We start from the raw sequence: 20,851 nt of genomic DNA, 5'->3' as shown, positions 1-20,851 counted from the left end.
GGCGCCCCAGGCGCCCTTGGCCGGCGCGGCGGCGTCGGCCAGGACGGTCAGCAGCGGACTGGCGATGCGGGTCAGGCCCGCCACGGCGCCGCCCGTCTGGGCCTCGCGACGCGGATCGTCGGCCGTCTCGTCATGGGCCCGGGCGGCGGCGACGCGCGCCGTGGTCGAGGGGCCGCCGCCCTGAAAGGCCGCCAGCCGACCATCGGGCAGGACCACCGTATGCAGCGCCTCGGTCAAGCGCGCGACGGCGCCCGAAACGGCCTCGGGCGTCGGCTCCGACAGTTGCGCCAGGGCGTCGTCCAGCGTCAGCAGGTCGAGCAGCAGCTCCAGCCCCGCCTCCGGGCTGCGCGAAGCGTGTCCGCCGTCCTCCAGCACCGTCGCCTTCAAGGCGCCTTCCAGGCCGCCCAGGGCGCGCCGTCGAAGGCCCTGCCCCACCGGTCCAGCCAGGGCGCAGCCCGCGACCGCGGCGGCGGTCAGCTTGGTCGCGCGTTCGGCCTGACCGCCGGGCGGCCGCAACAGCTGGCGGGCCTGGCGCGCCAGGCTGTCGGCCAGGCGCAGGCGCTCCGCCTCGGTCGCCACGGCGCCCAGCTTGCGCGCGGCGCAGGCCAGATGGATCACGCGGCGCGCCAGAATGGCGGGGCCCCAGGCGAAGGGCGACCAGCGGGCGAACGTCTCCTGCCAGGCCAGGACCAGCCGCAGGGCCTCGCGCGCGCCGCGATCGCCCTGGGTCATCAGGGCCGGCAGCCAGGCGAAGGCGTGAAGCTCGACCGCAAAGGCGCGCGACGGGCTGGGCCGGTTCCAGGGGTCGGCGGGCGGCTCGACCTCCATCGAGGCCGCGCCCAGCACGAAGCGCCCGCCCAGGATCGCCTTGCCCTGGGCCGCGCTCTGTTCGGCGTCCAGCGGGCGGAAGTCGCGCGGCGTGGCCGCGAAGCCCGTCGCTTTGCGCCCACCCAGGGTCAGGCCGTACCCCGGCAGGCCGTAGAGTTCGATCCACATCTGGCGTGTGGCCAGCCGGCCGGCCAGAGCGGGCCAAAGGCCGGGTCCGGTCCGGACCTCGCCCGCGCGGACGGGGGTGCGCACGGGCGCGCCGGGCAGGCCCGGGATGTGGCCGGGGGCGACGTCGGGGCCGCCGTCCGAGCCGCGCGGCGCGAAGGGACCGAGGGGGCTCACGCCGCGTCCGGGCGGGCCTTCAGGGCCGCGATATTGGTCGCATAGTCGCCCTTGAACACGAAGGAGCCGGCGACCAGCGCATCGGCCCCGGCGGCGACGCAGGCGGCCGCATTGGCCGAGGTGACGCCGCCGTCGACCTGCAGATGGGCGGCGGAGCCGGCGCGGTCGAGGATGCCGCGCGTCCGCTCGATCTTGCGCAGGGCGCTGTCGATGAACTTCTGTCCGCCGAAGCCCGGATTGACCGACATGATCAGCACCAGGTCGACCAGGTCCACCACCTCTTCCAGGATCGACAGCGGCGTGGCGGGATTGAAGACGATCCCGGCCTTGGCGCCCAGCTGGCGGATGCGCCCCAGGGTTCGGTGCAGATGCGCGCCGCTCTCGGGATGGACGCTCAGAATGTCGGCCCCCGCCTCTCGGTACGCCTCCAGCCAGTTGTCGACCGGCGCGACCATCAGGTGGACGTCGAACGGCAGGCGCGTATGGGGCCGGATCGCCTTCACGATGTCGGGGCCCATGGTCAGGTTGGGCACGAAATGCCCGTCCATGACGTCGATGTGAATCCAGTCGGCGCCCGCGGCGTCCAGCGCACGGACCTCTTCACCCAACCGCGAGAAGTCGCTGGCGAGGATGGACGGGCAGATCAAGGGGGATGCGACCATGCCCCCGGATAGGACGGGACGGCGGCGGGGGCAAGGCGGGCCCGCTGACGCCTAGGTGATCCGTTCCAGCCGCGCGGCGAAGAAGCCGTCGACGCCGCCGCGTTCGGCCCACATGGAGGGCAGGATGCGCAGCCAGCCTTCGGGCGTCAGGGATTCCTCGGGCGCGCCCAGCGCGGCGGGATCGGCCGGCACGGTGCGGAAGGCGGGGTTGCGGCGCAGGAAGGCGATGATCTGGGTCTCGCCCTCCTCGCGCTCCAGCGAGCAGGTGCAATAGACCAGACGGCCGCCCGGCTTCACGCGGTCGGCGGCGGCGTCCAGCAGGCGGTGCTGCACGTCGGCCAGCTTGGCGACCTCGGCCGGGCGGGTGGCGCGAAGGACTTCCGGATTGCGGCGGAAGGTGCCCGTGGCGGTGCACGGCGCGTCCAGCAGGACGGCGTCGAAGGTGCGGTCGTCCGCCCAGTCCTCGGCCGGGACGGCCACGACCTCGGCGGTCAGGCCGGTGCGTTCCAGGTTCTGCGCCAGGCGCTTCAGCCGCGAGGCCGAACGGTCAAGGGCGACGACCGCGGCGCCGGCGGCGGCCAGCTGCAGCGTCTTGCCGCCGGGCGCGGCGCACATGTCCAGCGCCGTCTCGCCGGCCTTCACCCCCAGCAGACGGCCGGGCACGGCGGCGGCGGCGTCCTGAACCCACCAGTCGCCGTCCTCGAAGCCGGGCCAGTGGGCCACGTCGCCGCGACGGCCGGTGCGGACGGTCCCCCCGGGAAGCGCCTCGCCCTCGACGGCGGCGGCCACGGCGGCCGGATCGACGCCGGGCTTGAGGCTAAGATCGGTGGCCGGCTCTTCCCGCGCGGCCAGGGCCAGGCCGGCCAGCGCCGCCTCGCCATAGGTCGCCTTCCAGCGGGCGGCGATCCAGTCGGGCAGGTTGCTCTCGGCCGTGGTCAGACCGGGGCCGTCGCGGCCCACGCCGCGCAGCACGGCGTTGACCAGGTTCTTGTACGGCCGGGTCTTGGGGTCGCGCTCGGCCAGTTTCACGGCGGTCGACACCGCGGCGAAGGCGGGGGTTTCCAGCACCAGCGTCTGGGCCAGGGCGATCCGCAGCAGGGTGCGGACGGCCTCGGGCGGCGCCTTCTGCAGACGACGATCCAGGATCTGGTCGATCTCGCCCAGGCGCCGCAGCGCGGCCATGGCCACGGCGCGGGCGAAGGCGCGATCGACGGGCTCCAGCGCACGAGCCGTCGGCTGCGACAGGGCCTCGTCCAGGCCGTTGCGCTTCTCGAGCGCCGCGTTCAGCAGGACGCCGGCGACCACGCGGGCCTCGACGCCGATGTCGTCCTGCGACGGGGCGGCGGCCGGGGTCGCGGCCGGCCGCGCCTTGCCCTTGGTCGCGATGCGGCGCCCGCGCGCGTCCGAGTTTCTTCCCGTGGTCAAACCGCCACCTGCGCGCCCAGCTCGACCACGCGGCCGGGCGGAATATGGAAGAAGTCCGTCGGATTGGCGGCGTTGCGCATCAGGAAGATGAACAGACGATCCTGCCACAGCGGCATGCCCTGCCGCGCCGACGGGATCAGCGAGCGACGGCCCAGGAAGAAGCTGGTCGACATGATGTCGAACTTCAGCCCCTGCTTGCGGCACAGGCCCAGGGCGCGCGGCACATTGGGCGTCTCCATGAAGCCGTAGGAAATGGTCAGCTTCTTGAAGTCGTCGTTGATCGGCTCCATCCGCACGCGCTCCTTCTCCGGCACGCGCGGCCGTTCGGCGGTTCGCACGGTCAGGATGACGTTCTTCTCGTGCAGCACCTTGTTGTGCTTGAGATTGTGCATCAGGGCGACCGGGGCGACGTCGGGGTCGCTGGTCAGGAAGATGGCCGTGCCCGGCGCCCGGTGCGGCGGGCGGGCCTGAAGCATCTCGATCAGGTCGGCCAGCGGCAGGCTGTCCTTGCGGGTCTTGGCGGTCAGGATCTGGGTGCCGCGCACCCAGGTCCACATCACCACCACCAGACAGGCGCCCAGCACCAGCGGCATCCAGGCCCCGTCCGGAATCTTCAGCAGGTTCGACGTCAGGAAGACGCTGTCGATGAAGGCGAACGGGATCAGCGTGCCCGCGACCGCCCACATCGGCCACTTCCAGCCCTTGGTGATGACGAAATAGGCCATCAGTGTGTTGACCAGCATGGTGCCGGTCACCGCCACGCCATAGGCGGCGGTCAGGTTGTGCGAGCTCTGGAACACCACCAGCAGCACAAGCACGCCGAACATCAGGAAGCTGTTGACCGCCGGGACGAAGATCTGGCCGGCCTGGGTCTCGGACGTGTTGCGGATGTCGATGCGCGGCAGCAGGCCCAGCTGCACCGCCTGCTGCGTCACCGAGAAGGCGCCGGTGATGACCGCCTGCGAGGCGATCACGGTCGCCGCCGTCGCCAGCACCAGCATGGGCCAGTAGGCGATCTCGGGCACCATGTTCCAGAACGGATTCTCGGACGCGCCGGGATTGTCCAGGATCAGGGCGCCCTGGCCCAGATAGTTCAGCGTCAGGCACGGCAGGACGAAACCCAGCCAGCCCATGCGGATCGGCGCCTTTCCGAAATGGCCCATGTCGGCATACAGCGCCTCGGCCCCGGTCACGGCCAGGAAGACGCTGCCCAGGATGATGAAGCCCAGGAAGCCGTCCTCGATCAGCAGCTGCACGCCATAGTGCGGCGACAGCGCGCGCAGGATCGAGATGTCGTCGAAGATGTGAAACAGCCCCAGGCCGCCCAGGCACAGGAACCAGACCGCCGTGATCGGCCCGAAGAACTTGGCAAGGCCCGCCGTGCCGCGCGACTGCACCAGGAACAGGGCGATCAGGATGCCGGCCGAAATCGGCACGATGAAGGGATCCAGGCCGCCGCCGATCCCCGGCGCGTCCTGAAGGCCCTCGACCGCCGAAAGCACGGAGATGGCCGGGGTGATGATGCCGTCGCCATAGAACAGCGCCGCGCCGCAGACGCCCAGGATGAAGATCCAGGCGCTGCGTCGCCCGACCGCGTACTGGGCCAGCGCCATCAGCGACAGGGTGCCGCCCTCGCCCTTGTTGTCGGCGCGCATCAGGAAGAAGACGTACTTGAACGTCACCACCACCATCAGCGCCCAGAAGGCCAGCGACACCACGCCGACGACGGCCAGGTCGCCGCCGACGCCGTCGCGCGCGTGGTCGATCGCCTCGCGCAGCGCATAAAGCGGGCTGGTGCCGATGTCGCCGAACACAACGCCGATCGCGCCCAGGGTCAGGGCCCAGAAGCCGCCGTGCGAGCTGCTGGCGCCGCCGGGCGCGTGGGACTCGGGTCCCGTGGCGTTGGTGGATGTCTTCGGCGTGATCAACGCGGCGTGGGGAGCGCCCGCGTCGTGGGGAGTATCCCCGGCCATGCGTATCCTCCGGGTCGCCGACAGGGCGTCGGTCCCTTCAAAGCGGCGAGCCTTTAGGCCCATTCCTCGCGGTCTTCAATCGCGACCGGCGGGATTCAGTTTCGCGGTCCGGCGCGCGGATTTGTGATTCGGCGCGGGAATGCCTATTTTCTCTTCTGGAACACGATCATGTCAGACAGCCAGCGCTTCCCCGTCGCCGCCCACGCCCTGGCCTATATGGCCCACAAGGGCGCATTCGGCCCTGCCCAGGCGGCGCCCAGCGCGCTGCTGGCGTCGTCCATCCCGACCAATCCGGTGGTGGTGCGCCGGGTCACGGCCCTGCTGGCCAAGGCCGGACTGATCGCCACCCGTCCCGGCGCCACCGGCGGCTCCTGGCTGCTGCGCCAGCCCGAGGACATCACCCTGGACGAGGTGCTGAAGGCGGTGAACGGCTGCGCCCACCTGGGCTCCACCCCCGCCGGCGCCAAGGGCTGTCCTGTGGGCGAGCATATCCCGCGCCAGGTCGCCAAGGCCCTGACGGCTGCGGACCAGGCCGCCAGCGCCGCCCTGGGCAAGATCACCATCGCCGATCTCCTGGCCAAGGACCCGGCGTCCCTGGCCGGTTTCGCCCCGCACGCCTCCTGCCCGGCCGCGGCCTGAGGTGAGCAAGCGCACGGTCCTCGTCACCGGCGCCTCGGCCGGCATCGGCGCGGCCCTGGCCCGGGTCTACGCCTCCGAAGGATGGAACGTGGTCCTGACCGCCCGGCGCGAGGCGCCGCTTCGCGCCCTGGCCGACGAGATTGTGGCCCGGCACGGCGTCGATGCGGCGGTGGCGACCGAAGACCTGTCCGATCCCGAGGCGCCCCCGCGCCTGGTCGCGGCCCTCGCCGCGCGGGGGCTGACGATCGACGGCCTGGTCAACAACGCCGGCTTCAGCCGGGTGACGGGTTTCCTCCAGACCGAGATGGCGGACCATCACGCCATGCTGCAGGTCATGCTGATCGCGCCGGCGGAGCTGTCGCGCCTGCTGCTGCCCGGCATGGTCGAGCGCGGCTTCGGCCGGGTGCTGAACGTGGCCTCGGTCGCGGGTCACCTGCCGGCCACCGGCGGCGACACCCTGTACGGTCCGATCAAGAGCTTCCTGATCAAGGCCAGCCAAGGCCTGAACCTGGAGACGCGGGGCACGGGGGTCCACGTCACCGTGATCAATCCCGGCTACACCCTGACCGAATTCCACGACGTCAACGGCTCGCGCGCCGAGGTGTCGAAGGCCTATCCGGCCTGGATGTGGATGACGGCCGACCACGTGGCCCGCGTCGGCTTTGCGGCCTGCGAGGCGAACCGGCCCCAAGTCACGCCGGGCCCCATGAACAATGTCTTGGTCGCCCTGGCCCGCCACCTGCCCGAAGGCCTGGCCCTGCGGATAGCGGCCGGCCACGCCAAGCGGCTGGAGCGGATCTAGCCTTCCGCCGCGATCAGTTGCCGCCGGCCGGATAGGGCGTGGTCACCGCCCCCGATATCATCCCCGGAATGGCCTCGCCCAGACCCAGCAGGATGAACTGGATCGCCAGGGCGCACAGGATCAGGCCCAGAACCTTGACGATGATCGCCATGCCGACCTCGCCCAGCAGGCGGCTCAGCGATCCGGTCAGGGCGAAACAGACGAAGGAGACGGCGCAGGCGGCCGAGATCGCGACCAGCGAGCCCATGGTTCCCGCATAGCCGAGCTTGGCCGCCTCTCCCGCCTGGATGATGACGGCGGAAATGGCGCCCGGACCGATCATCAGCGGAATGGCGAACGGCACGACCAGACGCTGGAAGCGACGCCGGGCGTAGCCGCGCACATCCTTGCTGTCGGCCAGGGCGTCCTTGTCGGCGAACATGGCCAGGAAATCGCCACGCGCCATGTCGAGACCCAGAAACAGCAGCAGGATGCCGCCCGCGATCCGAAAGGCGGCCAGCGAGATGCCGAAGAACTGCAGCAGGCCCAGGCCCGTGAACAGGAAGAAGGCCAGAAAGACCGCGGCGAAGGCGCAGATCAGGGCCGAGACTGAAATGCGCTGGCGCAGCGTCGCGCCGGCGGTGGCGGCGGCGAAGATCGGCAGGTTGCCGATGGGATCCAGCAGGGCGAACAGGGTCACGAACAGGTTGACACCCAGATCGACCGCGTTCATCGCATTCCCTCGCCCAACAACCAGAATCGCCGGTCCGCCGACGCCCTCGCGTCTGGCATAGCCGGTCAGCGCGAGCCCGTCGATGACCCAACCTGACCGTCCCGTTCCGAACAGAGGGCCCGACGAGCGGATCATCTGCGCCCTGGACGTGCCGTCGACGGCCGAGGCCGCGCGACTGGTGGAGACGATCCAGGATGCGGTGGGCTTCTACAAGATCGGGCTGCAGCTCTTCGCCGCCGGCGGAATGGAGCTGGCGCGCGACCTCAAGGCGGAGGGGCGCAAGGTCTTCCTGGACTGGAAGCTGCACGACATCGGCGCGACGGTGGAGAAGGCGGCGGCCAATCTGGCTGGGTCGGGCTGCGACCTGCTGACGGTCCACGCCCGACCGCAGGTGATGGCCGCGGCCGCGCGGGGCGTGGCGGGCTCGGGCCTGAAGGTGCTGGGCGTGACGGTCCTGACCAGCCTGACGGCTGAGGATCTGGCCGCCGACGACCACGCCCTGTCGCCGGCCGAACTGGTCGAACTGCGGGTGCGTCAGGCGCTGGAGGCGGGAATCGACGGGGTCGTCTCCAGCCCGCACGAGGCGGCCCGGGTGCGCGAGATCGCCACCCAGGCGGGCCGCGACGACTTTCTGATCGTGACGCCGGGCGTGCGTCCGGCCGGCTCGGCCCAGGACGATCAGGCCCGGGCGGCGACGCCCGAGGCGGCGCTGAGGGCCGGGGCCACTCACCTGGTGATCGGCCGGCCGATCACGGCGGCGGCCGATCCGCGTCAGGCGGCGCGGGCGATCGCCGAGACGATCGCCCTGGTCTGAAGCCTAGCCGCGCTCGCCAGGCTCCTGGCGATAGTTGTGACGCGGCGGGGCCTGAGGGGCCACGTTCTCCGGCGGCGGCAGGTCGCCGTAGTAGGTCGGCGGGGCGACCTGCATGGGCGGCTGCTCGACATGGGTCGGGGGCGCGTACTGGACCTCCGGCGGGGCCACGCGGATGTCGGGCTGACCGACCATGACGCGGGCGGGGCCGACATCGACCGGCGCGGGCCGGACCTCGACCGCGGCCTGCTCGACATAGGCCGGCGGCGCGACCTGGACCTCGGCCGGAGCGACGCGGACGTCGGGGGCGCCGACCATCACCCGCGCGGGGCCGACCTGGACCGGCGGGGCCTGCACGTGCACCGGCGCCTGTTCGACATAGACCGGCGGGGCCGAAACCACGTCCGGCGGGGCCAGGTTGACGGCCGGCGCGTCAACATAGACGCGCTGCGGACCGACGTTGACCGGCGGCGACTGCACATAGATCGGCGGCTGCTCGATATAGACCGGCGGAGCCGAGATGATCTCGGGCGGGGCGAAGTTCACCTGCGGCGGCGCGACATAGACGCGCTGCGGCGCGACCTGGACCGGCGGGGCTTGCACATAGGCGGGCGGGCCGTAGCAGCCGCAGCCGTGGTCATAGGCGGGCGCCGGATAGGGCGCCGGCGCGGGGCGACGCCAGCCGATGTAGTTGCGGCCGAAACCGGAGACGGCGTAGCCCATCGGCGCCGAGACCGGCGCGGGACCGGTGAACTGGATCGCCGGGGCGCCGTAGTAGCCGCCGCCGTAGTGACCGGCATCGCCATAGCCGCTGCCATGGACGGCGACGCCGCCGTGGCCGCCGCCGCGCGAGAAGCCCGAGCTGTAGGACGACGAATACGACCGCGCGTTCACCGCGCTGTAGCTGCTGGCGTAGGACCGGGCGCTGGCGCTGGCGTTGGCGTAGACGCCGCCGTTGACGTTGACATTGATGTTGCGATTGCCGCCGTGGCCGCCGCCGCACGAGCCGCAGCCACCGCCGTGGCCGCCGCCTGGACCGCCCGCCAGCGCCGGCGCCGCCGACAGAAGCAGGGCCGCCGCAGCGGCCGAGAGAATGGAATGTATCGACATGGGACAGGCTCCGCTGATTCCCGGAACCTCTGGCAAGACCCAAGCCGGGCCGCCCCTAGAAGTCGACCGCCAGCCCCTTCTTCTCCCAGTCGCCGTAGCGGGTGGGCTCGGGGCCCTTCGGCCCGCCGTGCTCGACCGCCTGCGCCCGCGCTTCCTGGGCCGCGCGACGATCGGCCGCTTCCAGAAGCGCCCGGCGCGCGACGTCGCTCAGGGGCCGGTCGGGGGTCGCGTGCGGCACGCCGGCGTTGAAGCCGGGGACTTCGGCTTCGTCCGTGGACGGCGCAGGCGCGGCGGGGGTGGGATGTTCGGTCACAGGGCGGCTCCCTTGAGGGCGGGGCTGGGTAGCATCAAATAGGCGGTGCGATGAACCACCTGAAGACCTTCATTCTGCTGGCCGGCCTGACCGCCTTGTTCGCGGGCCTGGGCTACCTTATCGGCGGCGCGACCGGCATGGCGATCGCCCTGCTGTTCGCGGGCGGGATGAATCTGTTCAGCTACTGGAACGCCGACAAGATCGTCCTGCGCATGTACCGCGCCCAGCCGGTGGACGAGAACCACCCGAACGCCGTGGTCAGGAACTATGTCGCCGACGTGCGCCAGATGGCGCGCGACGCCGGCCTGCCCCAGCCGCAGGTCGCCATCATCCCCAACGATCAGCCCAACGCCTTCGCCACCGGACGCAATCCGGAACGCGCGGCGGTCTGCGCCACCACCGGCCTGCTGGACATGCTGACGCGCGAGGAAGTGCGCGGCGTGATGGCGCACGAACTGGCCCATGTGAAGAACCGCGACACCCTGATCATGACGGTGACCGCGACGATCGCCGGCGCCATCGCCGCCCTGGCCAACTTCGCCCTGTTCTTCGGCGGCGGCGACGACCGCGAGCGGCCGGGCGGCCTGATCGGCGCCCTGGCGCTGATGATCCTGGCCCCGATGGCCGCCGGCCTGGTGCAGATGGCCATCAGCCGCGCCCGCGAATACGAGGCCGACCGCGTCGGGGCCGAGATCGCCGGCGATCCCCACGCCCTGGCCGCCGCCCTGCAGAAGATCGAGGCCTACGCCAAGCGCATCCACAACCCGACGGCCGAGCGAAATCCGGCCTCGGGCCAGCTGTTCATCATCAATCCGCTGGCGGGCAAGGGAGCGGACAACCTGTTCTCGACCCACCCCGCCACCGGCAACCGCGTGCGCGCCCTGATGGAGCTGGGGACGAAGATGGGACTGCGGCCCAGGGCCTTCGCGGACCCGGTCGCGCCGACGCCGGTCTCATCGGCCCGGCCCGCGACGACCGGCGTCCCCGCTACGCCTACCCCGCCCCGAGGCCCCTGGGGCTGAGGCTGCGCCCCCGCAGGCGCGGCGGTTTGCAGAAGACCGCCGGATCACGTCAGATGCGTCCAGTTTGATTCTGGGGGTCTCATCATGTCGCGTCTGCTCGCCTTCGTCTCCGCCGCCGCTCTTCTGGCCACGCCGGTCGCCGCCCAGTCGGTGGACCGCGTCGCCGTCAACGGCATCATCGACCAGGGGCTGAACCACAGCCAGGTGATGCAGACGGCGGCTTACCTCACCGACCGGATCGGCGGGCGGATGACCAACTCGCCGCAGATGCGCGAGGCCGAGCGCTGGGCGCAGCAGCAGTTCCGCGACTACGGCCTGTCGAACGTCCGCGCCGAAGGCTTCGAGTTCGGCCGCGGCTGGTCGATCGTCCGCTCCAGCGCCCGCATGACCGCGCCGCGCCCGTTGGATCTGCGGGCCATCCCGGTGGCCTGGACGCCGTCGACCAACGGGACGATCAGCGCCAGCGTGATCGTGGCGCCGATCTCCAAGGTCGAGGATTTCGACAAGTGGCGGGGCAAGCTGGCGGGCAAGATCGTCATGCTGTCCCAGCCGGGCACGGGGTCGGAACCGACCGAGCCGGCCTTCCGCCGCTGGACCAGCGCCGAGCTGGCCGAGCGCAACACCTACAACCAGCCGCAGCATTCGCCGCACGCCCTGGCGCGCCAGCTGAAGACGGTCAACTTCGCCAACGAACTGGACGCCTTCCTGGTCGAACAGGGCGCCCTGGCCTGGGTGCGGATTTCTCAGCGCGACGGCGGCCTGCTGCACGGCACCGGCTACACCTACCAGGTCGGCGCCACGCCGAAGCTGGCGGGCATGGAATTGGCGGCCGAGGACTATCGCCGCCTGGCGCGCCTGGCCCTGACCGACGCCCCGCCGACGCTGGAGCTGACGAGCGAGGTCCGGTTTCACGACGAGGACGTCAACGCCTACAACATCCTGGCCGACATCCCCGGCACGGCGCGCGGCGGCGAATACGTCATGGCCGGCGCCCACCTGGACAGCTGGGTCGCCTCGGACGGCGCCGTCGACAATGCGGCCGGCAGCGCGGTGGTCATGGAGGCGGCGCGCATCCTGAAAGCCCTGAACGTGCGGCCCAAGCGCACCATCCGCTTCGCCCTGTGGAACGGCGAGGAACAGGGCATCCTCGGCTCGCTGGCCTATGTGGACCGGCACCTGGCGACGCGGGCGCCGTCGGACGATCCCGCGCTGGCGGGCCTGTCGAACAATCGCACCTGGCGCAGCCGCTGGCCCATCGAGCCGCGCGCGGGCTATGGCGATCTGGTCGCCTATTTCAATCTGGACAACGGCTCGGGCAAGATCCGCGGCATCAACGCCGAGGGCAATGTCGCCGCCGCCCCGATCTTCCAGGAGTGGCTGGCGCCCTTCGCCAGCATGGGGGCCACGACGGTGTCCCTGCGCAACTCGGGCGGCACCGACCACGTCTATATGCAGACGGTGGGCGTCCCCGGATATCAGTTCATCCAGGACCCGCTCGACTATTCCAGCCGCCTGCACCACACCAGCATCGACAGCTACGACCACCTGAAGGCCGAGGACCTGCGTCAGGCGGCCGTCATCCTGGCCAGCTTCCTGCTGAATGCGGCCAACCGCGACGAACCGCTGCCGCGCATGCCGTTGCCGACCCAGCCGACGCCCAGCGATCCGTTCGAATATCCGCAGGACTGAGCCGGCGGACCGAACCAGCAGAAGGGGCGACGGAAACGTCGCCCCTTTTTCTTCATCGCGTCACACGCGCTCGACGCACATCGCCACGCCCATGCCGCCGCCGATGCACAGCGTCGCTAGGCCCTTGCTGGCGCCCGAGCGCTTCATCTCGAACAGCAGGGTGGTCAGGATGCGCGCGCCCGAGGCGCCGATGGGGTGGCCGATGGCGATGGCGCCGCCGTTGACGTTCACCTTGGCCGGGTCGAGGCCCAGCTCCTTGACCACGCAAAGGCTCTGGGCGGCGAAGGCCTCGTTGGATTCGACCAGATCCAGATCCTCGACGCTCCAGCCGGCCTTTTCCAGCGCCTTCCTGGAGGCCGGGATCGGGCCCGTGCCCATGACCGACGGATCGACGCCCGCGGTGGCCGACGAAACGATCCGGGCCAGGGGTTGCAGCCCGCGCGCCTTAGCCTCGTCCGCGCTCATCAGCACCAGGGCGGCGGCGCCGTCGTTCAGGCCCGAGGCGTTGGCGGCGGTGACCGAGCCGTCCTTGGTGAAGGCCGGCCGCAGCTTCTGCATCGCCTCGATGGTCGCGCCGTGACGGATGTATTCGTCCTTGTCGACGGTCACGTCGCCCTTCCTGCCCGGGACGACCACCGGCACGATCTCCTCATCGAACTTTCCGGCCTCCTGGGCGGCGGCCGCCTTGTGCTGGCTGGCCAGGCCGAAGGCGTCCTGGGCCTCGCGGGTGATCGCCCACTTCTCGGCGATGTTCTCGGCCGTCTGCCCCATGTGATAGCCGTTGAAGGCGTCCCACAGCCCGTCGCTGATCATGGTGTCGACCAGGGCGACGTCGCCCATCTTGTGACCGCTGCGAAGCTGCTGGGCGTGAGGCGCCTGGCTCATGCTCTCCTGGCCGCCGGCGACGACGATCTTTGCGTCGCCCAGGGCGATCTGCTGGGCGGCGACGGCCACCGCGCGCAGGCCCGAGCCGCAGATCTGGTTCAGGCTCCAGGCGGGGGCTTCCTTGCGGACCCCCGCGCCGACGGCCGCCTGGCGCGCCGGACCCTGGCCGGCCGCGGCCTGCAGGACGTGGCCCAGGATCACCTCGTCCACCTCGTCGCCGCTGACGCCCGCGCGTTCCAGCGCGGCCCGCACGGCGATCTCGCCCAGCTTGGAGGCGGGAAGCGACGCCAGGCCGCCCAGGAAGGCGCCGACGGGGGTGCGGGCGGCGGAGACGATGACGACGTCGGTCATGAGATTTCACTCGCTGCTGAAATTGCTGCGTTGCGCTTTTGCCGCATCGCAGGGCCTTCGTCACCTCCGACGGCGCCTGTTCAGCCAATCGTCATCCCGCCGGCGCATTGTGCGGGGAACGATCGACGCGATCCCGGATTGGAAGGCCATGCTTCCCACGCTGAAACGCCTCGCCGCCCACGTCTGCACGCCGGACGAGCTGGACATGATCGAGCACTACCCGTCGCGCGCCGAAAAGCTGGCCGACCTGTGGGTCCATATCGTCGGCCTGATGCTGGCCGCCGTCGGCGGGATCATCCTGGCCGGACTGGCGGGGGTTTATGCGGGGATCGGCGGGGTCATGGCCACGGCCATCTACGCCCTCTGCCTGGTCGGCATGCTGACGGCCTCGACCATCTACAACTGGACCAATCCCTGCGCCGCGCGGCCTGTTCTGCGCCGCCTGGATGAGGCGGCGATCTTCCTGATGATCGCCGGCAGCTACACCCCCTTCACCACGCAGCGGTTCGAAGGCGGCTGGTCGATCGGCTTCACCGCCCTGATCTGGACCTTGGCCTTCACGGGCGCGGGGGTGAAGCTGTTCGCGCCGCGCATCTCCGACCGGTTCTGGAGCGCGGTCTATGTGCTGTTCGGCTGGCTGGCGGTGGCGGCGCTCAAGCCGATGGTCGAGACGGTGCATCCTGTCGCCCTGGGGCTGCTGGTGCTGGGCGGGCTGATCTATACGGCGGGCGTCTTCGTCTTCATCAGCCCCAAGATGAAGTTCCGGCGCGCCATCTGGCACGGCTTTGTCGTCACGGGCGCCACCGTGCACTGGACCGCCGTGCTCGTGGGCGTGGTGCTGGCGCCGGCCATGAGCCACTGACCCGCCTTTTCCGCCCCTCTGGCGCTTCGCGCCGCGACGGAGGATAGTGCCGCGTTGCAACATCGCGAGAACAAGCGTGGCTGACGAAAAGACCAAGGGTGGAAAGACCGGCGACACCGGCGTTGTCGTCATCAAGAAGTATGCGAACCGCAGGCTCTACAACACGCGGACCAGCGCCTATGTGACGCTGGAGGACCTCGCCGCCATGGTGCGCGAGGGGGTGGAGTTCGTGGTCTATGACGCCAAGTCCAACGAAGACCTGACCCGCCAGATCCTGACCCAGATCATCTTCGAGGAGGAGAACCGCGGCGAGGCCCTGCTGCCGGTCCAGTTCCTGCGACAGCTGATCGGCTTCTATGGCGGCCAGATGCAGGGCGTGCTGCCCTCGTACCTGGAGATGTCCCTGGCCAACTTCAGCCGCCAGCAGGAGCAGTTCGCCAGCCAGATGAGCCGCGCATTCGGCACGGGCGCGGGCGCCGCCCTGATGGAGGAGGCGGCGCGGACCAACATGGCCATGTTCGAGCGCGCCATGCAGATGTTCCCCGGCTTCGCCTTCCCGCGCACGGAGCCGACGCCCGGCGCCGCGACCGCCGAGGCGAAACCGGCGGCCCCGGCCGATGCGGCCCTGGACGAGATGCGTCGCCAGATGGACGAGATGCGCGCCCAGCTTGACCGCTTGGCGGGCGGCGGGGCCAGTCCGAAGTGACCGACGAAATCCGTCCCGTCGCGGGGTCGGGCCCGATCGATCCGGCGCGCGAGCGTCGTGAAGGCGATCGTCGCCAGCGCCAGCGGCGGGACACCCGCGAGCTGGTCCCGACCCAGGAAGCGGCCGAGTTCCAGCCCGCCCCGCCCCCGGCAAGAGCTGCCGCGCGACCGCCGGCCGATGCTGGCGCGGCGGCCTTCGTGGCTCAGCAGATCGGCCAGACCGGCCAGAAGCGCGGCCTGCGCGGAGGGCCGCCGGTGCTGGGCGCGGCGCGCGCGGCCTATCTGGGAAGAGAATACTCGGGGCCGGACGAGCGGCGGCCGCCCGTCGGCAGGACCACCGACACCGACATCTGATCGCGCGGCACGGCGCTTGCTTGGAGCGGGACCGACCATCCCTTTCCGGAGCCGCTCATGCCCCTTCTCGGCGCCCTGTCCAGGCTGTTCGACGTTTGCGTCGTCGCGCTCATCTTCACGGCGTTTTCCTGAGGTCGCCAAGGCGGCCTCAGGCCAGGTCTAAATCCTTGCGCGATGCGATGATGGTGACGATGAACCCCGCCAGCACGTCCAGCAGAACCATCGTCACGATCAGGAAGAAGGTCGAGGTCGCGAAGCCCGGCAGCAGCAGGAATTCGATCAGCACGGCAATGAACAGGATCATCGACAGGGCGTGATTGATGATCGCGGCCCGCTGGCTGGACGTCGACTTCACCAGTTCGAAGAACAGCAGGATCAGGCCGACGAACAGGATCATGTCGCCGGCGCCGATGGTCCACTGCGCGCCCGAGGTCATGGTCACCGAGAAGACGGGCTCGCGCAGCAGGGCGTCGCCGTTGACCGCGCCCTCGCCGCTCCCGCCGAACAGCACGACGATGTTGTAGAGCATCACGGGAATCAGCAGCAGCGGAATGGCGATCAGCATGGTCAGATCCGGGCGGGCGCGCCGCCCCCTGCGGTTCCGCCCTGCTTAACGATAACCTTGATGCCGCCCGACCGCCAAGCGCCGGGTCAGGCTTTTGGGAAGCCGCCCGCGCGACTGAGCGCCGAGGGGGCCGGTCGGCCGATCGCCCGGCCGATCCACCGCGCCGTGACGATCAGCGCGTCCAGGTCATAGCCGGTGTCGAAGCCGGCCCGCTCCAGCATGTAGACCAGGTCTTCGGTGGCGATGTTGCCCGTCGCGCCGGGCGCGAAGGGACAGCCGCCGATGCCGCCGACCGAGGCGTCCAGCACGTCGATTCCCGCCTGGACCCCCGCATAGGCGTTGGCCAGGCCGGTGTTTCGGGTGTCGTGGAAATGCAGCCGAACGACGGCCTCGGGCGCCGCCTTGCGCGCCGCCTCGACCTTGCGGGTCACAGCCCAGGGATCGCCGGCGCCGATGGTGTCGGCCAGGCCGATTTCGGACACGCCGAGCGTGGCCAGGCCGCCGACCAGATCGACGACCTGCTGCACCGACACCTCCCCGTCGAACGGACATCCCCAAACGCAGGAGATCATCGCCGACAGCGAAGGCGCGCCCTGCGAGGCTTCGGCGTTGTGGCGTCGCGCCACGATCTCGCCCAGCATCGCCAGCTGCCCCTCGACGGTCAGGCCCTGGTTCTTGAGCCCGAAGCCGTCGGTGGCGGACAGGGCCACATTGACCTCGTCCACGCCGGTGGTCAGGGCGCGGTCGTAACCCTTGCCGTTCAGCACCAGGCCGATGCGGCTGCGGCCGGCCTCGGGCGGCAGGCCCGCCATGACCTCTTCCGCCCCGGCCATCTGGGGCACGTATTTTGGATGGACGAACGAGACGGCCTCGATCCGTCGCGCGCCGGCGCTCTCCAGACGTCGGACCAGTTCGGCCCGCACCGCCGGCGCCAGAACCGCTTTCTCGTTCTGCAGCCCGTCGCGTGGGCCCACCTCGACGATGTGGATGAAGCGGCTCAACGTTCGGCTTCCGGATCGGCGGGCGCCACGGCTGCGCGCGGCGGCGGCGCATAGACCGTCAGACTGACGTCGTCGCCCTGGGAATAGTTGTGGCCGCTCACCACGGTCGTCGCCCGGCCCGCCACGCCCAGCCGGGCGGAAGCGGCGCGGAAGGCGTCGGCGTCCCGGGCCTCGACGATGGCCGGCCTCCCCTCGGAGAGGGCGCGCGCCGCGCCTTCCGCATCGGTCAGCTGGGTGTCGCGCCCGGTCAGGAAGACGAAGCTGGGCTCATGAAAGCCCGTGATCGCCACCGGCCCCGGCGTCCGGCCCTGCCGCGGGTGCAGGTCGGCCGCCTCAAGCGCCCGCTCGAGCTGGGGCGCGATGGACAGCGGGCGCAGCTGGCGGATGGTGCCCGCCAGCGTCGCGTGGGCCAGGACGCCGAAAGCCAAAGAGGCGATCAGGGCCGCGCCTGTGGCCCGGTTCAGCAGGAGGAAGGCGCCGATGGCGCCGGCCGCCAGGGCGGCCACGACCGTGATCGCCGCCCAGGTCTGGGCCGTCGAGGTGCCGTACACCGTCAGGCCGTAGACCGTGATGGCCACGATCAGCAGGGCGGCGAACACCGCCAGCGCTGCGCCGGTGATGCGCGAAATCTTTCCGATCGGTCGCGCCAGGGCGGCGGCCGCCAGCAGGGCCAGCGCCCCGAACGTCGGCAGGGTGTAGTGCCACAGCTTGGTCGGCGTGATCTCGAACACCAGCCAGGCCGGAACCAGCCAGCAGACCAGAAAGCGGATCGCCGGCTCGGCGCGGCGCGTCCAGCCGGTCGCCATCGCCGCCGGCAACAGGAGGGTGGAGGGGAAGAACAGCAGCGGGGCCAACAGCAAATACATGCCGGGGAATCCGGAATGGCTTTCGTGCGCGCCGGCCAGCTTGGGGGCCAGGTCGCCGCCTATGGCTTCGCGCCAGAAGCCGCCGTCGGTGGCGATGGTGATGGCGATGGCCCACGGTCCGACCATCAGCGCCACCAGCGGCAGGCCCCAGCCCCAGCCCAGGCGACGCAGCCACCGGATGTCGCGGTCCCAGATCGACAGCGCCGCCATGGTCAGGGCGACGACCATCAGACCGATCGGGCCCTTGATCAGGATCGACAGCCCCAACCCCAGCCAGAACAGCAGTTTGTGCGGGCGGATCGGCTGTTCGCCGGCCCTCGCGGCCATGTAGATCCGCGCCAAGGCCGCCATGGCCAGGGTCGTGGCGCCGCACAGCATGGCGTCGGTCTTGGCGATGCCCGCCTCGCTCGACAGCAGGAAGGTGGCCCCCAGGATCGCGCCGCCCAGAACCCCGACCCGCGCGCCGAACAGGGCGGCGCCCGCCCAGGCGACGGCCCAGGCGGCCAGCATGGCGCCCAGCAGCGACGGCAGCCGGTAAGAGGCGATCTCACGGTCCTCGACGTCCGAAGTCAGGGACACCGCGGCCGCCTGCATCCAGTAGATGCCGACCGGCTTCTTCCAGCGCGGCTCGTCCTGGAAGCGGATGTCGACATAGTCGTCGCTCTCCAGCATCTGGGCCGTGGCCTGGGCGAAGCGGCTTTCGTCGCGGTCCAGCGGCGGCAGCAGCAGAAGGCTCGGCAGGCCGGCGACCAGGGTCAGCAGCATCGCCAGCAGCGGTCCGCGCCAGCCGGCGACAAGGCGATCGAGATCGATACGGTTCATGCGCCCGTCTTACACGCAGGTCGGGCGCGCGTCAGCCATCTCCCCCTCAGCGCCCAACTCGGCTATCAGGCGGCGATGAACGATGCAGCGCTTCCCGACATCTCGGTCGTCGTCCCGGTCCATGACGAGGCCGGCGCCGCCGTCGACCTGGCGCGGGAAATCGCCCAGGCCTTCGACGGCCGGGCCTACGAAATGATCTTCGTCGACGACGCCAGCCGGGATCCCACCCTTCAGGAACTGAGGTCCGCCATGGCCGACCTGCCGACGCTGCGCGTCCTGGCTCACGCGACGAATGCAGGCCAGAGCCGGGCCGTACGCACGGGGGTCCTGGCGGCGCGGGCGCCGATCGTCGTCACCCTGGACGGCGACGGCCAGAACCCGCCGGCCGACGCGCCCCGCCTGGCGGACGCGCTGATGGCGGCCCCGCCGGACGTGGCCATGGTCGGAGGGCGTCGCGCCAGCCGCCAGGACAGCGCCTCCAAGCGCCAGGCCTCGCTTTGGGCCAACCGCATCCGGCGACGGCTGCTCGGCGACGACGCCGACGACACCGGGTGCGGGCTGAAAGCCTTTCGACGCGACGCCTTCCTGCGCCTGCCGTACTTCGATCACATCCACCGCTATCTGCCCGCGCTGATGATCCGCGAGGGCTATCGCAACGCCTATCTCGACGTCGGCCACCGCCATCGGGAGACGGGGCGGTCGAAATACACCAACTGGGGCCGCCTTCGCGCCTCCTTGTCAGACCTGGTCGGAGTGATGTGGTTGAAGTCGCGCGCTCGACGGCCCGGAGCCATCGCGGAATTTTAGCGCCTCCATGGAACCGGCGCCGTCTTGTCACATTGTGGTTCGGGCGGCGATGCATCAGCGGAATTTTCCGTGTAGCATCAACGTCACGGTCCATGAATGAGCGGGTTAAGGCCCTCTTTTCGCCTCGACCTATGTCAGCGGTGCTGTTATGAGCGCAATCAGGCGGTCGTACCGCCGCATAATCCTGAAAAGCGGAGGGCTTCCCCTTATGCGTATGAAGACTTTGGTTCTGGCCTCCAGCGCTGCGGCCGCCCTGGCGCTGTCCGCCGGCGCTGCTTCGGCCGAGCCGAACGGCTGGTACGGCGCCATCGACGCCGGCTATCACATCATCGACGACATCAACGCCGAGTCGTCGACCACGGGTTCCAACTGGAACTATGAAGTCAACGACGGCTGGGCGGCCTTCGCCCGTCTGGGCTACCGGTTCAACCCGAACTGGCGCGTCGAACTGGAAGGCGGCTACCGCTCGGGCGACATCGGCACCGTGCGCGCCGTCAGCGGCAACGGCGGCCTGTGCAACCTGACCCCGGCGACGGGCGGCTGCTTCTCGCCGGAAGGCGACATCGAGTCGATGACCCTGATGGCGAACGTCATCTATGACTTCGGCATGGAATACTGGGGCGTTCGTCCCTTCGTCGGCCTCGGCGCCGGCGTGAACCGCGTCCAGACCGAAACCATCGGCAACCTGCGTAGCAACCGCGGCGCCGCCTTCGCGATCGACGACTCCTCCGCCGAGTTCGCCGCTCAGGCGATCGCCGGCCTGGCGTGGGCCGTGAGCGATCGGGCCAACATCGACCTGACCTACCGCTACCTGACCGGCGACTCCTCGTGGGATTCGCGCACGGTCGGCGGCACCAGCTTCGGCGAATGGGACGGCGACTACGACCAGTCGCACACCGTGACGCTGGGCCTGCGCTACAGCTTCGGCGCGGATGAGGTCGCCCCGCCGCCTCCGCCGCCGCCCCCGCCGCCTCCGCCGCCCCCGCCGCCGCCTCCGGCCCCGGCCCCGGCCCCGGCGACCCCGCAGGCGCGTCAGTTCGTGGTCTACTTCGACTGGGACCGCTCCGACCTGACGGCTGAAGCCCGCTCGGTCATCACCCAGGCCGCCAACTACGCCAAGTCCGGCCGTCCGACCCGCGTCCTGGTCGTCGGTCACGCCGACACCTCCGGCTCGGCCGCCTACAACATCGGCCTGTCCAACCGTCGCGCCCGCACCGTGGCCGACTCCCTGGTCGCCCAGGGCGTCAACGGCGGCGTCATCGCGCTGGACGGCAAGGGTGAAACCGCGCTCGCCAAGGCTACCGC

General features: G+C 70.6%; 20 protein-coding genes and 1 pseudogene. 10 read left to right on the top strand and 11 right to left on the bottom strand.

The features are described 5' to 3' along the window. The 4 genes and pseudogenes from ACE3PU_RS13985 to ACE3PU_RS13970 all read right to left on the bottom strand — a co-directional run. Positions 1-1,170: pseudogene (locus ACE3PU_RS13985) on the bottom strand (heparinase); the annotation flags it as partial. After that, the gene (gene rpe, locus ACE3PU_RS13980; RefSeq protein ID WP_374390711.1) at positions 1,167-1,832 is read right to left on the bottom strand and encodes a ribulose-phosphate 3-epimerase; all 666 of its coding nucleotides are present in this window, start codon (positions 1,830-1,832) and stop codon (positions 1,167-1,169) included. The pseudogene ACE3PU_RS13985 and the gene rpe, both read right to left, overlap by 4 nt. A gap of 51 nt (positions 1,833-1,883) precedes the next feature. Beyond that, on the bottom strand, positions 1,884-3,257 hold the full coding sequence (locus tag ACE3PU_RS13975; RefSeq protein ID WP_374390710.1) for an RsmB/NOP family class I SAM-dependent RNA methyltransferase: 1,374 nt from the start codon (positions 3,255-3,257) through the stop codon (positions 1,884-1,886). Further along, a complete protein-coding gene (locus tag ACE3PU_RS13970; RefSeq protein ID WP_374390709.1) occupies positions 3,254-5,230 on the bottom strand; it encodes a potassium transporter Kup in 1,977 nt (658 codons plus the stop codon). The genes ACE3PU_RS13975 and ACE3PU_RS13970 overlap by 4 nt, the downstream gene beginning before the upstream one ends. Positions 5,231-5,398: 168 nt before the next feature. Between ACE3PU_RS13970 and ACE3PU_RS13965 the strand changes: the two genes are divergently transcribed. Both ACE3PU_RS13965 and ACE3PU_RS13960 read left to right on the top strand, forming a co-directional pair. Beyond that, on the top strand, positions 5,399-5,869 hold the full coding sequence (locus tag ACE3PU_RS13965; RefSeq protein ID WP_374390708.1) for an Rrf2 family transcriptional regulator: 471 nt from the start codon (positions 5,399-5,401) through the stop codon (positions 5,867-5,869). 1 nt (position 5,870) lies between these two features. After that, the gene (locus ACE3PU_RS13960; RefSeq protein ID WP_374390707.1) at positions 5,871-6,671 is read left to right on the top strand and encodes an SDR family NAD(P)-dependent oxidoreductase; all 801 of its coding nucleotides are present in this window, start codon (positions 5,871-5,873) and stop codon (positions 6,669-6,671) included. A 13-nt stretch (positions 6,672-6,684) separates the two neighbouring features. Here the strand turns inward: ACE3PU_RS13960 and ACE3PU_RS13955 are convergent, their stop codons facing one another. Continuing rightward, entirely contained in the window at positions 6,685-7,383 is a 699-nt protein-coding gene (locus ACE3PU_RS13955) for a MarC family protein (RefSeq protein WP_374390706.1), read from the bottom strand. An 82-nt stretch (positions 7,384-7,465) separates the two neighbouring features. Here ACE3PU_RS13955 and pyrF point away from each other — a divergent pair, with 82 nt between their 5' ends. Beyond that, on the top strand, positions 7,466-8,197 hold the full coding sequence (gene pyrF, locus ACE3PU_RS13950; protein WP_374390705.1) for an orotidine-5'-phosphate decarboxylase: 732 nt from the start codon (positions 7,466-7,468) through the stop codon (positions 8,195-8,197). A 3-nt stretch (positions 8,198-8,200) separates the two neighbouring features. On the opposite strand, the gene ACE3PU_RS13945 is transcribed toward pyrF, so the two are convergent. Beyond that, entirely contained in the window at positions 8,201-9,304 is a 1,104-nt protein-coding gene (locus ACE3PU_RS13945; RefSeq protein WP_374390704.1) for a hypothetical protein, read from the bottom strand. A gap of 55 nt (positions 9,305-9,359) precedes the next feature. Further along, the gene (locus ACE3PU_RS13940; protein ID WP_374390703.1) at positions 9,360-9,617 is read right to left on the bottom strand and encodes a DUF1674 domain-containing protein; all 258 of its coding nucleotides are present in this window, start codon (positions 9,615-9,617) and stop codon (positions 9,360-9,362) included. A 50-nt stretch (positions 9,618-9,667) separates the two neighbouring features. Between ACE3PU_RS13940 and htpX the strand changes: the two genes are divergently transcribed. Both htpX and ACE3PU_RS13930 read left to right on the top strand, forming a co-directional pair. Continuing rightward, positions 9,668-10,639: a zinc metalloprotease HtpX gene (htpX, locus tag ACE3PU_RS13935; RefSeq protein WP_374390702.1), complete on the top strand. Its 972-nt coding sequence runs from the start codon at positions 9,668-9,670 to the stop codon at positions 10,637-10,639. A gap of 84 nt (positions 10,640-10,723) precedes the next feature. Beyond that, positions 10,724-12,328, top strand: coding sequence for a M20/M25/M40 family metallo-hydrolase (locus tag ACE3PU_RS13930; protein WP_374390701.1), 1,605 nt, complete (start codon positions 10,724-10,726; stop codon positions 12,326-12,328). 60 nt (positions 12,329-12,388) lie between these two features. On the opposite strand, the gene ACE3PU_RS13925 is transcribed toward ACE3PU_RS13930, so the two are convergent. Beyond that, the gene (locus ACE3PU_RS13925) at positions 12,389-13,564 is read right to left on the bottom strand and encodes an acetyl-CoA C-acetyltransferase (protein ID WP_374390700.1); all 1,176 of its coding nucleotides are present in this window, start codon (positions 13,562-13,564) and stop codon (positions 12,389-12,391) included. Positions 13,565-13,712: 148 nt separating this feature from the next. On the opposite strand from ACE3PU_RS13925, the gene ACE3PU_RS13920 reads away from it, so the two are divergent. The 3 genes from ACE3PU_RS13920 (at position 13,713) to ACE3PU_RS13910 (ending at position 15,485) form a co-directional block, all read left to right on the top strand. Then, positions 13,713-14,426, top strand: a complete 714-nt coding sequence (locus tag ACE3PU_RS13920; protein WP_374390699.1) for a hemolysin III family protein — start codon at positions 13,713-13,715, stop codon at positions 14,424-14,426. A 76-nt stretch (positions 14,427-14,502) separates the two neighbouring features. Beyond that, positions 14,503-15,132: a polyhydroxyalkanoate synthesis repressor PhaR gene (gene phaR / locus ACE3PU_RS13915; protein WP_374390698.1), complete on the top strand. Its 630-nt coding sequence runs from the start codon at positions 14,503-14,505 to the stop codon at positions 15,130-15,132. Further along, positions 15,129-15,485, top strand: a complete 357-nt coding sequence (locus tag ACE3PU_RS13910; protein ID WP_374390697.1) for a hypothetical protein — start codon at positions 15,129-15,131, stop codon at positions 15,483-15,485. The genes phaR and ACE3PU_RS13910 overlap by 4 nt, the downstream gene beginning before the upstream one ends. Before the next feature lie 148 nt (positions 15,486-15,633). On the opposite strand, the gene ACE3PU_RS13905 is transcribed toward ACE3PU_RS13910, so the two are convergent. The 3 genes from ACE3PU_RS13905 to ACE3PU_RS13895 form a co-directional block, all read right to left on the bottom strand. Beyond that, on the bottom strand, positions 15,634-16,050 hold the full coding sequence (locus tag ACE3PU_RS13905; protein ID WP_374390696.1) for a hypothetical protein: 417 nt from the start codon (positions 16,048-16,050) through the stop codon (positions 15,634-15,636). Positions 16,051-16,136: 86 nt separating this feature from the next. Beyond that, on the bottom strand, positions 16,137-17,051 hold the full coding sequence (locus ACE3PU_RS13900; RefSeq protein WP_374390695.1) for a hydroxymethylglutaryl-CoA lyase: 915 nt from the start codon (positions 17,049-17,051) through the stop codon (positions 16,137-16,139). Further along, complete coding sequence (locus tag ACE3PU_RS13895; protein WP_374390694.1) at positions 17,048-18,739, bottom strand: ArnT family glycosyltransferase; 1,692 nt, start codon at positions 18,737-18,739, stop codon at positions 17,048-17,050. The genes ACE3PU_RS13900 and ACE3PU_RS13895 overlap by 4 nt, the downstream gene beginning before the upstream one ends. 75 nt (positions 18,740-18,814) lie before the next feature. On the opposite strand from ACE3PU_RS13895, the gene ACE3PU_RS13890 reads away from it, so the two are divergent. After that, positions 18,815-19,546 carry a glycosyltransferase family 2 protein gene (locus tag ACE3PU_RS13890; protein WP_374390693.1) on the top strand — a complete coding sequence of 244 codons (732 nt, stop codon included), beginning with the start codon at positions 18,815-18,817 and terminating at the stop codon, positions 19,544-19,546. Between the two features lie 214 nt (positions 19,547-19,760). After that, on the top strand, positions 19,761-20,851 hold a 1,091-nt coding region (locus tag ACE3PU_RS13885), incomplete at its 3' end, for an outer membrane beta-barrel protein (RefSeq protein ID WP_374390712.1).

Source organism: Brevundimonas sp., from assembly GCF_041911375.1.
Classification (GTDB): Bacteria; Pseudomonadota; Alphaproteobacteria; order Caulobacterales; family Caulobacteraceae; genus Brevundimonas.
Note: the sequence above shows the minus strand (reverse complement) of the source record. Positions and strands in the feature narration are given on the sequence as shown.

Excerpts from the sequence above, each read along its gene's own strand:
- rpe (WP_374390711.1), bottom strand. The coding sequence starts at position 1,832 with ATGGTCGCATCCCCCTTGATCTGCCCGTCCATCCTCGCCAGCGACTTC.
- ACE3PU_RS13970 (WP_374390709.1), bottom strand. The coding sequence starts at position 5,230 with ATGGCCGGGGATACTCCCCACGACGCGGGCGCTCCCCACGCCGCGTTG.
- ACE3PU_RS13965 (WP_374390708.1), top strand. The coding sequence starts at position 5,399 with ATGTCAGACAGCCAGCGCTTCCCCGTCGCCGCCCACGCCCTGGCCTAT.
- ACE3PU_RS13955 (WP_374390706.1), bottom strand. The coding sequence starts at position 7,383 with ATGAACGCGGTCGATCTGGGTGTCAACCTGTTCGTGACCCTGTTCGCC.
- pyrF (WP_374390705.1), top strand. The coding sequence starts at position 7,466 with ATGACCCAACCTGACCGTCCCGTTCCGAACAGAGGGCCCGACGAGCGG.
- ACE3PU_RS13945 (WP_374390704.1), bottom strand. The coding sequence starts at position 9,304 with ATGTCGATACATTCCATTCTCTCGGCCGCTGCGGCGGCCCTGCTTCTG.
- htpX (WP_374390702.1), top strand. The coding sequence starts at position 9,668 with ATGAACCACCTGAAGACCTTCATTCTGCTGGCCGGCCTGACCGCCTTG.
- ACE3PU_RS13930 (WP_374390701.1), top strand. The coding sequence starts at position 10,724 with ATGTCGCGTCTGCTCGCCTTCGTCTCCGCCGCCGCTCTTCTGGCCACG.
- ACE3PU_RS13925 (WP_374390700.1), bottom strand. The coding sequence starts at position 13,564 with ATGACCGACGTCGTCATCGTCTCCGCCGCCCGCACCCCCGTCGGCGCC.
- ACE3PU_RS13920 (WP_374390699.1), top strand. The coding sequence starts at position 13,713 with ATGCTTCCCACGCTGAAACGCCTCGCCGCCCACGTCTGCACGCCGGAC.
- ACE3PU_RS13905 (WP_374390696.1), bottom strand. The coding sequence starts at position 16,050 with ATGCTGATCGCCATTCCGCTGCTGCTGATTCCCGTGATGCTCTACAAC.
- ACE3PU_RS13895 (WP_374390694.1), bottom strand. The coding sequence starts at position 18,739 with ATGAACCGTATCGATCTCGATCGCCTTGTCGCCGGCTGGCGCGGACCG.
- ACE3PU_RS13890 (WP_374390693.1), top strand. The coding sequence starts at position 18,815 with ATGAACGATGCAGCGCTTCCCGACATCTCGGTCGTCGTCCCGGTCCAT.